This is a genomic window from Povalibacter sp., from assembly GCF_036735925.1.
In the GTDB taxonomy this organism is placed as follows: Bacteria; Pseudomonadota; Gammaproteobacteria; order Steroidobacterales; family Steroidobacteraceae; genus Steroidobacter.
On sequence record NZ_DAINNK010000034.1, the window covers coordinates 17836 to 31934 of the forward strand.

Genomic DNA, 14099 nt, shown 5'->3' on the forward strand with positions numbered 1-14099 from the left:
TAGGGCGGAGCGTTCGGTTTCCGCACCGCAGGGCGTATGATCGCGCGGGTCCACGACCAGCGAAGGAAGATCGTTCCCATGATTTCAGCCCAGGAGGCTCTCGATCGATTGCGTGAAGGCAATCGCCGTTTCGTGTCCGAAGACTGGAGCACGCAGACCATGCCCAGTCAGACGCGTCGCCGTGAAGTAGCGACTTCGCAGGAACCATTCGCCGTCATCCTCGGCTGTTCGGATTCGCGCGTTCCCGCCGAAATGGTGTTCGATCAGGGTCTCGGCGATCTGTTCGTGATCCGCGTCGCCGGCAACATCGTCGCACCGTCGCAGATCGGCAGCGTCGAGTTCGCGGTCGACCGTTTCAGCACGCGGCTCGTCGTGGTCCTGGGCCACACGCTGTGCGGCGCGATCCAGGCGACGCTCGAAGAACTGGAGCGGCCGTCGGCCAACCGTTCCCCGAACCTGCGTTCCATCGTCGATCGCGTGCGCCCCTCGGTGGAGGTACTGCTCGAAACCGATCTGCGTCGCGATCCGCAGAAGCTGCGGCACCACGCCGTGCGCGCCAATATCCGCGCTTCCGCCGCGCACCTGCGCCACGGTTCGCAGCTGATCGAGCACATGATCGAGAAGGAAGGATTGCGGGTGGTCGGCGCCGAGTACTCGCTCGCCACCGGCGTCGTCGATTTCTTCGACGACCCGGACGTCTCGATGCGCTCGGAATTCAGGTAGAGGGTTTCACGCGGAGTAAGAACAAGAATTTCACACGGAGAGCACGGAGAGCACGGAGTTCGGAAAAGAGAGAAGGGCTTTCGTTCCTCTTTCCGATCTCCGTGCCCTCCGTGATCTCCGTGTGAAACTCTTGATTCTGTCTGTCCGTTTTTGACCGCTGCCGGTCGCTGACCTTCCTTGTCGGCCTGCCGGCAGGGGAGGACCATGGCGTCATCCCTTGGAGGTGAAGCCATGAAATCCGCCCTGATCGTCGTCGACGTCCAGCAATCCTTCATGCATCGTCCCTACTGGAGCGATGCCGAACTGCCTGCCTTCCTGCAGCGGCTGCAGGGATTGATCGACCGCTTCCAGGCCGCCGGCGCGCCGGTGCTGCAGGTGTTTCACGTCGAGGAGGAAGCGGGGCCGTCGGGGCCGTTTTCCCGGCATTCCGGGCTGGTGCAGCCGCTGCCGGGCCTGGTCATGGCGGCCGCCGGCGTCTTCCACAAGTCGGTACATTCGGCCCTGTTCGCCGCCAACAGCGAAGGACAGAGCCTCGACTACTGGCTGCGCAAGCACGGGATCGGGCATCTGGTCGTCACCGGCATCCGCACCGAGCAGTGCTGCGAAACGACGACCCGGCATGCCTCCGACCTCGGCTATTCGGTAACCTACGCGCTGGATGCGACCCTGACCTTTCCGATGGTGTCCGGATCAGGCCGCACCTACACGCCCGAAGACATCCGCGAACGCACCGCGCTGGTCTTGGCGGGCCGGTTCGCCAACGTGATCGCTGCGGAGGCCGTTGCGATATGAGACCCGTGCTGTTCGCGATGCTGCCGGATCTGGTGCTGCTCGACGTGGCGGGTGCGGCCGAGGCCTTCCGCATCGCCAACCAGGAAGTTCCCGGCACGTACGATCTGCGCTTCGTCGCACCGACGCCAGGTCTGCGCACCGGTGTGGGCCTTGAGTTGCACAAGCTGCCGCCGCTGCCGAAGCGCGTCGCCGACGAGTCGATCGTCGTGATCACCGGCGTCACGGGCAGCGCGGTGCGCTTCGATCGTCCGGAGATCCAGCAGCTGATCGAATGGCTGAAGCCGGTGGCGGCGAACCCGGCTGTCACGATCATGTGCGTCTGCGCGGGCAGCGTGATCGCTGCGAAGGCCGGCGTACTGCGCGGACGCGAATGCACGACACATCACGAACACATCGAGGAACTCGCGGCGATCGAGCCCACGGCCGTCGTACATGCCAATCGTCTGTTCGTCGAGGACGGACGCCTGTTCACGAGTGCCGGCGTGACGGCGGGAACGGACCTCGCGTTGCACATGATCGGCCAGCACCTGGGCCATCAGGTTGCCGCGAGCGTGGCGCGCAAGCTCGTCGTCTACATGCGGCGGTCAGGAACCGATCCGCAGCTGTCGCCCTGGCTCATGCATCGCAATCACATTCATCCGGCCGTGCATCGCGTGCAGGACGCCGTGACGAAGCAGCCGACGGCGGACTGGTCGTCGCAGCGGCTGGCGTCGGTCGCTTGCATGAGCGAGCGCAATCTCGCGCGTCTCTTTGCCGAACACGCCGCCTGTTCGCCGCTCGACTACGTGCAACGGATGCGCGTCGCCCTGGCGCGGGACCTGCTGACCAACAGCAGCCTCGACATCGAACGCGTGGCCGAACGCGCCGGCTTCAGCTCCGCGCATCACCTGCGTCGCGTCTGGCGACGCTGGGAGTCGCGGGCGCCGAGCGAGCAGCGGGCGACGGTATAGGAGAAGATTTCACACGGAGATCACGGAGACCACGGAGTAAAGATGGGAAGAGCTTCTTCTGTGGGGCCGGCTTCAGCCGGCCTCTTCAAGTGCAAGGCCGGCTGAAGCCGGCCCCACAGGAAGAGAGCCGCTCTTCCGACCTCCGTGACTCCTACGCCCACGAACTGCGCTTGGGCCGCGACTTGATCCACGCGCCCAGGGCCAGTCCGAACAGCACCAGCGCGCCGCCGCCCATCAGGAACTTGAACTGGGTGCCGCGCTGCAGCTGGCTCACCCTGCCGGTGAGTTCCATCACCTGCGCAGTCAGCTGCTGGTTGTCGGCCTTGAGCACCTTGTTCTCTTCATATTGCGCGATCGACGTGGCCGAGACGCGGCGCAGTTCGGCGAGTTCCGATTGCAGCTGCTTCGTCTGTTTATCGAGTTCGCTGTTGCGATCTTCTGCCTGCGACTGCGCGGTGCGGGTTTCCTTGGCGCTGTCGCGCAGCGACTTGAGCTGGGTTTCGAGCGCTTCGACGCGTTTGCTGGCGGCCGTCAGCAAATCGCGCGCGGCGGGCTGACTCGACAGATATTGCGTCGGCACCCAGCCGTCCGTGCCGTTCGGCGTGCGTACCTGCGTGAAGCCGTTGGCCTTGTCTTCGCCGAGTATTTCCAGCGCCATGCCGCTCGGCAGCGCCGCATTGATGATGCGATGACCGTTGGTGGGGCCGCGACGCAGCGGCACGGTGAGTTCATCGGAAATGTACATCGTGGCAGCGAAGCAGCTGCTGCAGGCGAGCAGCAGGGCGAGGAACAGCGTTTTTTGCATTCTGGACGATCCGACGGTGATGCGATGTGGCGACGCCCGCCGCAAGCGGGGGTGCAAAGTCTGCACACCATGTCGCACATAGCCAGCCTTCGCCGATTGGCGACAGGCAACAATGCGGTTTTTCAGGCGCCGGAAACAGGGAAGCCCCGTCATCGCGGCGGGGCTTCGGGCGGAAGGTCCCGGACTGACCAGCATCGAAGAGTTTCCAGGTTTCCCGGGTCGCTCAAGCGGGGCAGCTTTTGGGTCCTTCCGGGCAAGAGACGCGCGGCGATCTGCGGAGGTTCCCGCGCGAGGACTGCGTCGATCCCTGAGGTCATTTCGCCGACGCGCTACTATGCCGCCACGACAACAACGAGAGTGCCGTGCATGACCCATCGCCGCTATGTGCTGACGCTTGCCGTCCTGCTATTGCTGTTGTGGCTGCCGCTGGCCTTCGATCCGTTCGATCGCAAGGACTGGCTGATCGAAAACGTTCTGCTGGTGCTGGCCGTCGGCCTGCTCGCGGCGACGTACCGCCGCTTCACGCTCTCGCGCACCTCGTACACGCTCATCTTCATTTTCCTGTGTCTGCACACCCTCGGCGCGCACTACACCTACGCCGAAGTGCCGTACGACGACTGGTGGCGCGCGCTGACCGGTTCCAGTTTCAACGAACTGGTCGGCTGGAAGCGCAACAACTTCGATCGCGTCGTGCACTTCTGTTACGGACTGCTGCTGGTGTATCCGGTGCGCGAAGTCTTCCTGCGCGTGGCGGGCGTGCGCGGCTTCTGGGGTTATTTCCTGCCGCTCGATCTGACGATGTCGACGTCCATGCTCTACGAACTGATCGAATGGGGCGCGGCCGAAGTCTTCGGCGGCGACCTCGGCGTGGCCTACCTGGGAACCCAGGGCGACGTGTGGGACGCCCACAAGGACATGGCGCTCGCCAGCCTCGGCGCGCTGATCGCGATGAGCGCCGTCGCCTTCATCAACTCGCGCCTCAGCCGCGACTTCGCGCTGGAATGGAACGAGAGCCTGCGCATCAAGAGCACCCAGCCGCTCGGCGAGATGGAACTGGGCAGGCTGCGTGCGCAGCGCTGAAGAGGAGGGTTCACGGAGCAGGGATCAAGAAGAATTTCCACGGGGAAAGAATGGGGAACACGGGGTCCACGGGGAAGAGAAAAGCTTCTTCTCGGCGATCTCTGTGTGAAATCTTTCTTTTCCCCGTGCCCCCCGTGTTCCCCGTGGAAATTTCTTCTTCCGGTCTCCGTGTGAAATTCTTCAGCTCCTGGATTTTTTACCGCGATCGGGAAAGTTGACGATGCAGCCGACGCCCGGCGCCTGCGTCACTTTCACGGACTGCCCCGCGATGATGGCGTCGAGCGCGTCTTTCAGGTACGCGTGATCGGCGGGACGCTGGCGTTCGTAGTGGAGGCGATCGTCGATCGGTCCACGATAGGCGAGGGTCCAGGTTTTCGGATCGATGACGAAGACTTCGGACGTGCGCTGCACGCCGAGCTGTTCGCCCACCTGCTGCGAATTGTCGACCAGGATCGGCAGGCCGAAGGCGAATTCCTTTTCTTCCTGCGCGATGCTTTCGGCGGTGTCCTGCAGATTCGAATTGAGCAGCAGGAATTCCACGCCGCGCGACTGGTACTGATCGCGGATCTCGCGCAGGGCCGGAATCGCCTGGCGCACGATCGGGCAGCCGTTGCCCTGCACCATCAGCACGATCGCCTTTTCGCCGGCCGAGTCGTAGAGCGTGTGCGCCTTGCCGGTCTGATCGGCCAGCTGGAAGTTCTCGACCTTCTGGCCCGGTGTCACCGCCAGGGCAGGCACGGCGGCCAGTGTCAGCAGGGCAAGCAGCGGAAGTCGGAAGCTCATCGGACACCTGTGCGATCGAATCGAGACGGAAGGATAGCCCTGAGACAGGCCCATGCACGCGGTTGCTCCGCAGGATCGGTCTGCGAGGCAGCAAAGAATTGTCGATGGTGCTGCCGCAGCGCAAAAGCGCTGCGAATTCAGTACCGGATCACCGCATGTACCGGCAGTTCGCGCCAGCGCAGGTCCGGCACCAGGTTCAGGTCGATCAGTACGGCCAGCTCCGCGACGACGTGGCCGGCGTCGAGGCAGAGATCGGCTGCCGCGCGCAGCGTGCCGCCAGTGGCCAGCACATCGTCGATGAGCAACAGCGTGCCGCTGCCGCGCTGCATCTCGAGGACACCGCTGCCGTATTCGAGCGAATAGGTGCGTTCGACCACCGGCGGCGGCAGCTTGCCCTTCTTGCGGATCGGCACGAATCCCTTGCCGTGTCGTGCGGCGAGCGCGGCCGCAAGGATGAAGCCGCGCGATTCGATTCCCGCCACCGCATCGATCTCGCGCCAGCGTGCGGCCGGCAACACTTCGCCGAGCGCATCGACGGTTGCACCGAAGTGATCGCGCAGCAGCGGCGTGATGTCGCGGAACACGATGCCCGGCTGCGGAAAGTCCGGAACATCGCGAATGAATGACCTGAGGGTGTTCACGAAGAGATCCGTCGCTTCCGATACGGCGCTTGTGCGAGCGTGATGGCCGGGGGAAGATTCGCACGGCCCGTCGCCGTCCGCCATTTCATTTCTGCATGCCGACACAATTTCCGTCCGCCTTTCGCGCGCATCCCTGGCACGGTGTCGAGCCCGGCGCCGATGCGCCATCCGTCGTCACTGCATTCATCGAGATCGTACCGGCCGACACGGTCAAATACGAAGTCGACAAGGCGAGCGGACTGCTCAAGGTCGATCGTCCGCAGCGATTCTCGAATGTGTGTCCCGCGCTGTACGGCTTCGTGCCGCGGACGCTGTGCGCCGAACGCGTCGGCGCGTACTGCACGGAAAAAACCGGCCGGCCCGGCATCGTCGGCGACGGCGATCCGCTCGACCTCTGCGTGCTCACGGAAAAATCCCTGCCGCGCGGCGACGTGCTGGTGCAGGCGATTCCCATCGGCGGGCTGCGCATGATCGATACCAACCAGGCCGACGACAAGATCGTCGCCGTGATGCGCGACGACGCCGTCTACGGTCATCTCACCGATATCCGCCAGTGTCCCGCCGCCGTGATCGAACGGCTGCGACACTACTTCCTCACCTACAAACTCGCGCCCGGCGCACCCGATCCGGTGGAGATCACCCACGTCTACAGCCGCAGCGAAGCCCACGAAGTGATCCGGCGCAGTCTGGCGGATTACAACGCGGCGTTCCTCGGGCGGCGGTGAAGAGGCCGGAGAATGGCCGCAAAAAGGCGCAGAGAACGCAAAGAAACCACATGAGAATTTTTCCGGGCAGGACTTCTCTGACCTTTGCGTCTCCTTGCGCCTTTTTGCGGCCATTCTCTTTCGACTGAACTCCGGTGCCAGTATCCGCAGAGCACGCGGGCAGGGTTATCCTGACCATCCCTGCCAGTTCCTGTCACCTTTGGGGAGTTCAATACGGCCATGCGTGCCGAACGACTCATTTCCCTGCTGATGGCGCTGCAGCGCGGTGGCCGCCAGACTGCGAATGAACTCGCCAATCGTCTCGATGTGTCGATGCGCACGATCTTTCGCGACATCGATGCGCTGTCGACGATGGGCGTGCCGGTTTACACCGAGCCGGGGCGCGGCGGCGGCATCCGGCTCATCGAAGGCTATACCTCGGATCTAACGGGTTTGTCTTCGGGCGAGGCCGAAGCGCTGGCGCTGATCGCGAGCCCGGCATCGATCGGCAGCAGCGAACTTGCCACGCCGAGCCGCACCGCGCTCGACAAGCTCGCCGCGGCCGTGCCGTCGATGCATCAGCTGCGCGCGCAGCACGCGCGCGGGCGGATGCTGTTCGATACCAAGGCCTGGTTTCGCGCGTCGGTCGCCTCGCCGTTTCTGGATGAACTGCGCGCCTGCGTGTGGAACGACGAGAGCATCGAAGTCGTCTACCAGCGCGGCGATGAATCGCTCGCCAACTACGAAGTGCAGCCGTATGCGCTCGTGGTCAAGGTCGACACCTGGTACCTCATCGGCCTGCGCCGCAAGCCTGGACAGGCGAAACCGGAAATGCGCGTGTATCGTCTGTCGCGCCTGCAATCGCTGCAGCGGACCGGCCGCACTTTCGTACGCGATCCCGACTTCGACCTGCACAAGTTCTGGCACGCCTGGTGCGAGCGGTTCGAGAAGAACCCGCCGCACAACTATTCCGTCGAACTGCTGATCTCCGCGAAAGGCCGCAAGCACCTGCTGTCGTCGTACGGCAGCTGGTTCCGCCAGCGCCTCGAAGCGCTCGACGACAAACCGGGCCGCAAGCCGGTCGTCCTCGACTTCGATCGCGAAGACGTCGCCCTGCGCGTGCTGTTCCAGCTCGGCGACGAAGCGGAAATCGTCAAACCCAGGGCACTGCGGCGCAAGTTGCATGCGCTCGCGTCACGGGTGGTGGCGGCGACGGAGTGAGAAGAGGGTTCACACGGAGGTCACGGAGTTCGGAAGAGACAAAGAATGTTTCCACGGGGGACACGGGGAACACGGGGTCAAGAAGGATTCCGGATCCGGGAGATTTCTTTTTCCGCCCCGTGTTCCCCGTGTCCCCCGTGGAAACATTCTCTTCTTCTGGCCTCCGTGACCTCCGTGTGAACCTCCGCTCCTACTTCGCCGTCTTCGGCCCGGCGATCAGCCAGATGATGAACCCCAGGACGGGCAGCAGGATGACCAGCACGGTCCATCCGACTTTGGCGCCGGTGCTGGCGCGGCTCTGGAAGATATTGACGATCGCCCAGACGTCGGCGACCAGGACGATCAGTCCCCACAGTCCATTCACGTTGCCCATCGACGAACTCCGGTGCTGGCCAGGATGCGGTGATCATGTCCGGCGGCGCGCGCCGGCGACAGATCGTATCTGCCGAAGACTAGCGTTTGCCGAGCAGCACCGCCGTGAGGCAGACGATCAGCAGGACGCTGTATTCCATGCCGTTGCGGCCCAGGCCGACCACGAACCAGCCGGCGGACCAGTGGACCAGCCAGATGCCCAGCGCGGTCTGCATGATGAAGTACGCGACGATCGGGGCGCTGTAGCGGCCGATCGCCAGCAGGATGCCGCCGATGATCTCGATGATCGTCACCGCCCAGGCCCAGGCGAGGCCGACGGGAAAGCCGCGCGAACCCAGGAATGCGCCGAAGGGCGTGACGCCATCGGCGATGACGCGCGCGACACCATGGATGATGAACATCGCAGCGACGGCGATGCGGATGAGGGCAATGGACGAGAAGCGCATGAGTGATGAAGTGGCCTGCCTGAAACGCCGGGATGCGATGGTAGGGGAAGCCGTACGGAGTGCACAGGTGCAGACTATGAATGCCTTTCCCTCCCCCGCGTGCGGGGGAGGGCAGGGTGGGGGCGGAACAGATGCTCCCTTCACCTTCACGTCCCCCATCCCAACCTTCCCCCGCACGCGGGGGAAGGGGTAAGACATGACCCAGCAACTCAGCCAACGCCAGATCGTCATTCTCACGGTCGCCGCGGCCGCGATCCTGATGATCACGATGGGCGTGCGCCAGACATCGGGCCTGTTCCTGTTGCCCATCACGCAGTCGGCCGGCGTCACCGTCGTCGCTTTCAGCTTCGCGCTCGCGATCGGCCAGTTCATGTTCGGCCTGGCGCAGCCCGTCTTCGCCGCCATCGCGGACAAGTACGGCGCCATCCGCGTCATCATCGGCGGTGCACTCATGATGGCGCTGGGCTCGATCCTCACGCCCTACATGTCGAGCAGCGGCGGACTGCTGTTCACGATGGGCATTCTCGGCGCCGCCGGCGCGGCGGCGGGCAGTTTCTCGATCCTGATCGGCATTGCCGCGCAACGCCTGCCCGTCGAGAAACGCTCGTTCGCTTCGGGCTTCATCAATGCGGGCGGTTCGCTGGGACAGTTCGTGTTCGCGCCGCTGGTGCAGTTGTTCATCGGTGCGGCGGGCTGGGTCTCGGCGATGTTCTTCACCGCGGCAGCGGCGCTGCTGACCATCCCGCTCACCTGGCTGCTGCGCGAGTCGAAGAAAGAGGCTGCGCCAGCACACGCGCACGTCATCCTGCCGCAGGTGAGCCTGAGCGAGCAGTTGCGCGATGCGATGCGCAATCCGAGCTACCTGTATCTGCACGCCGGTTTCTTCACCTGCGGCTTCCACGTGGCATTTCTCGTGACCCATCTGCCGAGCGATCTGCAGCTGTGCGGGCTCAATGCGTCGGTGGCGGCGAATTCGCTGGCCCTCATCGGACTGTTCAACATCGCCGGCAGCCTGATCGCCGGCTGGCTCGGCCAGCGCTATCGCATGAAGTATCTGCTCGCGGCCATCTACGGCAGCCGCGCGGTGATCGTCGCCATCTACATGGTGATGCCGAAGACCGCCCTGAACGTCTATCTGTTCGCCGGCGCACTCGGATTCACCTGGCTCGCCACCGTGCCACCGACTGCCGGACTCGTCGGCAAGCTGTTCGGCACGCGCTACATCGCCACATTGTTCGGACTCACACTGGTGTCGCACCAGGTCGGCGGTTTCCTCGGCGCGTGGCTCGGCGGCGTTGCGCTGGCGCGCACCGGCACCTACGAATGGATCTGGTATGCCGACATCGCACTGGCGCTGCTGGCGGCGGTCATCAACTTCCCGATTCGCGAACAGCGGCTGGATGCGCGGGTGGTGCCGGCCTGAGCGTCGGAAGATCAGGATTTCACACAGAGATCACGGAGAGCACAGAGGTCGGAGAAGAAGAATTTCCACGGGGGACACGGGGAACACGGGGTCTTGTAGAGAAGAAATTTCCTTCCCCGTGCTCCCCGTGTTCCCCATTCCTTCCCCGTGGAAATTCCTCTTCTTTGCATTGACCTCTGTGTTCTCTGTGTGAAATTCCTCTCCCGCGCTGACCGGTGCGAACCCGCTGTTCGCCGGCTCGTCGTTACGGCACGACGACGCGCGTCATACACTCCCGCTCACAACACCAACGGGGATTTCTCATGTCCGCACTCGTCTCGCTGCGCCGGGTCACCAAGAGCTATGTCCGCGGCAAGCAGAAGGTGGAGGTGCTGCACGGCATCGACCTGGACATCCAGCCGGGCGAATTCCTGGCGCTGATGGGGCCGTCGGGTTCGGGCAAGACCACGATGCTGAACCTGATCGCGGGGCTCGATCAGCCGACCAGCGGTGAAGTGATGGTGGGCGAGAGCCGTATCGACAAGCTGTCGCGCGGCGCGCTGTCCGACTGGCGCGCCCGCAACATCGGCTTCATTTTCCAGTTCTACAACCTGCTGCCGGTGCTGACGGCGGAAGCCAATGTCGAAGTTCCGCTGCTGCTCACCGATCTCACGCGCGCCCAGCGCCGGAAGCGTGCGCAGACGGCGTTGCAGCTCGTGGGCCTTGCCGATCGCGGCAAGCACAAACCAAATGAACTGTCCGGCGGCCAGCAGCAGCGTGTCGCCATCGCGCGCGCCATCGTCGCCGACCCGACCTTGCTGGTCTGCGACGAACCGACCGGCGATCTGGATCGCCAGAGCGCCGAAGAAATCATGAACATGCTGCAGGCGCTGAACCGCACGCAGGGCAAGACCATCGTGATGGTGACGCACGATCCGCGCGCTGCCGAATACGCGACGCGCGAACTGCATCTCGACAAGGGCCAGCTCGCCAGGGAAGAGGTGAGGCACGTGGCATGAAGTACTTCAAGCTCATCTGGGCCGGCCTGTGGCGCAAGAAGGCGCGCACGATCTTCACGATGCTGTCGATCGTCGTGGCCTTCCTGCTGTTCGGTCTGCTGCAGGGAATCAACCAGGGCTTCAACCAGGCGGTGCAGAACCTGAACGTCGATCGCCTGTACGTTTCGGCGCGCACCAACATGACGGATGGCCTGCCGTACGCCTACGCCGCGCGCCTCAAGGGCGTGCCGGGCGTGCGCGCCGTTTCGCACTGGACGTATTTCGGCGGCTATTACCAGGATTCGAAGAACGTCATCCCCGCGTTCTCCACCGACGCCGAAGCGCTGTTCAAGGTGTATCGCGAACTCAAGGTCAAGCCGTCCTACCTCGAAGCCATGACGCGCACGCGCACCGGCGCGCTGGTGAGCGAGAAACTGGCGGAGAAATATCACTGGAAGGTGGGCGACCGCGTGCCGATCGGCACTTCCATCTGGACCGACAAGCAGGGCAGCAACACCTGGGATTTCGACATCGTCGGCACCTTCGATTCGACCGCAGTCGGCGCCGGCATGCCGGAGTTCTATTTCAATCACGCATATTTCGATGAGGCGGCCGCCTTCGGCAATGGCGTGATCCACTACTACATCGTCGGCATCGATACGCCGGTCAATGCGGTTCGCATCTCGAAAGCCATCGATGCGATGTTCGAGAACTCGACTTATGAGACGCGCACGCAGACCGAGTCGGCGCTGGTGCAGACGGCCATGAAGCAGCTCGGCGACATCAACTTCATCGCCAATGCCATCGTCGGCGCCGTGCTGTTCACGCTGCTGTTCCTGACGGCCAATACGATGATGCAGTCGGTGCGCGAACGCACGTCCGAACTCGCCGTGCTCAAGACGCTCGGCTTCTCCGACGGCAAGGTGCTGGGACTGGTGCTGACCGAGGCGCTGCTGCTGTGCGTGTTTTCCGCGGCGCTGGGCCTCGTCTGCGCGACGCTGGTATTCCCGGTGCTCAAGCCGATCTTCGGCGAGTTCCAGATGCCGCTCATCGTGCTGGGCATGGGCGCGGGAATGGCGCTGCTGCTGGCGCTGGTGAGCGGCCTGCCGCCCGCGTGGCGCGCGCGCCAGTTGAACATCGTCGATGCACTGGCGGGTCGCTGAGAGCAAGGACCACGAACATGAAGATGTGGCGACAGATCGGCGCAGTCACGGGCATGAACCTGCGCAGCATTCCGCAACGGCTCAGCACCTCGCTGGTGATCGTCATCGGCATCGCCGGCGTGGTCGCGGTGCTGGTATCGGTGCTCGCGATGTCGACGGGCATGCTCAAGACCATGAACAACGCCGGTCGCGACGATCGCGCCATCGTCCTGCGCAATGGCTCCGCGGCGGAGAGCGGCAGCGTGCTGACGCGCGATGCCGTGCGACTGATCGGCGAAGGCGTCGGCGTCAAGCGCGATGCCGACGGCAAGCCGATCGTGTCGGCAGAAGGCATCCGTCTCATCAGCATGTACAAGAAAGCCGATGGCGCCGAAGTGAACGTCGCCATGCGGGGCGTCGGACCCAAGTACCAGACCCTGCGACCTGAGTTCCGGATCGTCGAAGGTCGCCTGTTCAATCCGGCGGTGAACGAACTCATCGTCGGCAAGTCGGCGCATGCGCAATATCGCGGCACGAACATCGGCGACCGGCTCGTCACGCGCGGCGGCACCTGGACCGTCGTCGGCATTTTTTCGAGCGGCGGCGATTCGCATGAATCGGAGCTGCTGGCCGACGTCGAGACGCTGAACTCCGCGGAACGCCGCGGCGGAGCGCAGAGCGTGAACGTGATGCTCGATTCGATCGGATCGTTCCAGGCGTTCAAGGACTCGCTGACGTCCAATCCGGCGCTGGCCGTCGATGTCTACCGCGAGCGTGAGTATTACAAGCAGCAGTCGAAGGTGATCGGCCGCGTCATTTCCGTCATCGCCTATGTCGTCGGCGGCATCATGGCGGTCGGCGCCATCTTCGGCGCGCTCAACACCATGTACTCCGCCGTGAGCGCGCGTCTGCAAGAGATCGCCACGCTGCGCGCACTCGGCTTCGGTTCCACCGCGATGGTGATTTCAGTGCTCGCGGAGGCGTTGCTGCTGTCATGCATCGGCGGTGCGATCGGCGCCGTGCTCGCGTGGCTGTTCTTCAACGGCCATGTGGTCAGTACCGGCGGCACGGCGATGGGCCAGCTCGTGTTCGAGCTCAGCGTCAGTCCGGCACTCGTCGCCATCGGCATCGTCTGGGCCTGTGCCATCGGCCTGATCGGCGGTTTGTTCCCGGCGGTTCGCGCGGCGCGCCTGCCGGTCGCGACCGCATTGCGCGCGGTGTGAGGACGTCAGGCTTGAGCAGGCGGCGCTGACGCGGGAGACTGCGCCTCCATTTTTCCAACGAGATGCACCATGCCGGATTCTCCTCTGCCGAACGCGGCGCAGATGGCGTCGCCTTCCTATCAGCTCGCGGCCCTCGATCAGGACTTCCTGCTCGGCGATTCGATGCGCGGCGTGCGCTTCCTGCTCGAATACGCAAAAGCCGAAGAAGCGCTGCGACGCTGGAGCATCCGCTCGACCATCGTGGTCTTCGGCGGCGCGCGCGTGCGCGAGGACGGTCCGGGACGCCAGGCTTTCTGGTACGAACAGGCGCGCACCTTCGGCCGCATCGCCTCGCAGCGCGGCGGCGCGCTGCGCATCACCGGCGATGCGCGCGACAACGTGATCGCCACCGGCGGCGGCCCCGGCATCATGGAAGCGGCGAATCGCGGCGCGGCGGAAGCGGGCGCACCTTCCATCGGTTTCAACATCACGCTGCCCGCCGAGCAGGTGCCGAACGCCTACTCGACACCCGATCTCACGTTCCGCTTCCACTACTTCGCGATGCGCAAGATGCATCTCGCCATGCGCGCGCGGGCGCTGGTGGTGTTGCCGGGCGGCTTCGGCACGCTCGATGAGCTGTTCGAGATTCTCACCCTGCAGCAGACGGGCAAGGCGCCGCCGACGCCGATCGTGCTGATCGACGAACGGTACTGGCGTTCGGTGTTCAACGTGGAGGCGCTGCTCGAGAACGGCATGCTGAGTCCGGAGGACACGAAACTGTTCTGTTTCGCGGCGGATGCGGAGGAGGCGTGGGCGAAGCTGGAGCAGCGCGGTATCA

Annotated in this window: 16 protein-coding genes; 11 read left to right on the forward strand and 5 right to left on the reverse strand. The window is 64.2% G+C overall.

Going from position 1 to position 14099, the window contains the following annotated elements:
- Positions 1 to 78: 78 nt before the first annotated feature.
- The 3 genes from V7D81_RS11890 to V7D81_RS11900 all read left to right on the forward strand — a co-directional run bounded on the left by V7D81_RS11890 (position 79) and on the right by V7D81_RS11900 (position 2465).
- Positions 79 to 723, forward strand: coding sequence for a carbonic anhydrase (locus tag V7D81_RS11890; protein WP_324316740.1), 645 nt, complete (start codon positions 79 to 81; stop codon positions 721 to 723).
- Positions 724 to 954: 231 nt separating this feature from the next.
- Positions 955 to 1515: a cysteine hydrolase family protein gene (locus V7D81_RS11895; RefSeq protein WP_324316741.1), complete on the forward strand. Its 561-nt coding sequence runs from the start codon at positions 955 to 957 to the stop codon at positions 1513 to 1515.
- Positions 1512 to 2465, forward strand: a complete 954-nt coding sequence (locus V7D81_RS11900; RefSeq protein WP_324316742.1) for a GlxA family transcriptional regulator — start codon at positions 1512 to 1514, stop codon at positions 2463 to 2465. The genes V7D81_RS11895 and V7D81_RS11900 overlap by 4 nt, the downstream gene beginning before the upstream one ends.
- 151 nt (positions 2466 to 2616) lie before the next feature.
- Here V7D81_RS11900 and V7D81_RS11905 read toward each other — a convergent pair whose 3' ends face one another.
- Positions 2617 to 3270 (reverse strand): TIGR04211 family SH3 domain-containing protein, encoded by a 654-nt coding sequence (locus V7D81_RS11905; RefSeq protein ID WP_324316743.1) that lies wholly within the window; start codon positions 3268 to 3270, stop codon positions 2617 to 2619.
- A 366-nt stretch (positions 3271 to 3636) separates the two neighbouring features.
- Between V7D81_RS11905 and V7D81_RS11910 the strand changes: the two genes are divergently transcribed.
- Positions 3637 to 4350 (forward strand): DUF2238 domain-containing protein, encoded by a 714-nt coding sequence (locus tag V7D81_RS11910; protein ID WP_324316744.1) that lies wholly within the window; start codon positions 3637 to 3639, stop codon positions 4348 to 4350.
- 180 nt (positions 4351 to 4530) lie between these two features.
- On the opposite strand, the gene V7D81_RS11915 is transcribed toward V7D81_RS11910, so the two are convergent.
- Together V7D81_RS11915 and V7D81_RS11920 are read right to left on the reverse strand one after the other, a co-directional pair.
- Positions 4531 to 5133: a redoxin domain-containing protein gene (locus V7D81_RS11915; protein WP_324316745.1), complete on the reverse strand. Its 603-nt coding sequence runs from the start codon at positions 5131 to 5133 to the stop codon at positions 4531 to 4533.
- Positions 5134 to 5270: 137 nt separating this feature from the next.
- Entirely contained in the window at positions 5271 to 5858 is a 588-nt protein-coding gene (locus V7D81_RS11920; RefSeq protein WP_442958348.1) for an adenine phosphoribosyltransferase, read from the reverse strand.
- An 11-nt stretch (positions 5859 to 5869) separates the two neighbouring features.
- Between V7D81_RS11920 and V7D81_RS11925 the strand changes: the two genes are divergently transcribed.
- Complete coding sequence (locus V7D81_RS11925; RefSeq protein ID WP_324316747.1) at positions 5870 to 6499, forward strand: inorganic pyrophosphatase; 630 nt, start codon at positions 5870 to 5872, stop codon at positions 6497 to 6499.
- Between the two features lie 219 nt (positions 6500 to 6718).
- The gene (locus V7D81_RS11930; RefSeq protein WP_324316748.1) at positions 6719 to 7699 is read left to right on the forward strand and encodes a helix-turn-helix transcriptional regulator; all 981 of its coding nucleotides are present in this window, start codon (positions 6719 to 6721) and stop codon (positions 7697 to 7699) included.
- Positions 7700 to 7889: 190 nt separating this feature from the next.
- On the opposite strand, the gene V7D81_RS11935 is transcribed toward V7D81_RS11930, so the two are convergent.
- Together V7D81_RS11935 and V7D81_RS11940 are read right to left on the reverse strand one after the other, a co-directional pair.
- Positions 7890 to 8072, reverse strand: a complete 183-nt coding sequence (locus V7D81_RS11935) for a PLD nuclease N-terminal domain-containing protein (protein WP_324316749.1) — start codon at positions 8070 to 8072, stop codon at positions 7890 to 7892.
- Between the two features lie 79 nt (positions 8073 to 8151).
- Entirely contained in the window at positions 8152 to 8517 is a 366-nt protein-coding gene (locus V7D81_RS11940; RefSeq protein WP_324316750.1) for a DoxX family protein, read from the reverse strand.
- A 196-nt stretch (positions 8518 to 8713) separates the two neighbouring features.
- Here V7D81_RS11940 and V7D81_RS11945 point away from each other — a divergent pair, with 196 nt between their 5' ends.
- The 5 genes from V7D81_RS11945 to V7D81_RS11965 all read left to right on the forward strand — a co-directional run.
- Positions 8714 to 9940, forward strand: a complete 1227-nt coding sequence (locus V7D81_RS11945; RefSeq protein ID WP_324316751.1) for an MFS transporter — start codon at positions 8714 to 8716, stop codon at positions 9938 to 9940.
- Between the two features lie 302 nt (positions 9941 to 10242).
- Entirely contained in the window at positions 10243 to 10938 is a 696-nt protein-coding gene (locus V7D81_RS11950) for an ABC transporter ATP-binding protein (RefSeq protein WP_324316752.1), read from the forward strand.
- Positions 10935 to 12080, forward strand: coding sequence for an ABC transporter permease (locus V7D81_RS11955; protein ID WP_324316753.1), 1146 nt, complete (start codon positions 10935 to 10937; stop codon positions 12078 to 12080). The genes V7D81_RS11950 and V7D81_RS11955 overlap by 4 nt, the downstream gene beginning before the upstream one ends.
- A 17-nt stretch (positions 12081 to 12097) precedes the next feature.
- Positions 12098 to 13282, forward strand: a complete 1185-nt coding sequence (locus V7D81_RS11960; RefSeq protein ID WP_324316754.1) for an ABC transporter permease — start codon at positions 12098 to 12100, stop codon at positions 13280 to 13282.
- A gap of 69 nt (positions 13283 to 13351) precedes the next feature.
- Positions 13352 to 14099 (forward strand): TIGR00730 family Rossman fold protein (locus V7D81_RS11965; RefSeq protein WP_324316755.1); only part of this gene is annotated, 748 nt, incomplete at its 3' end.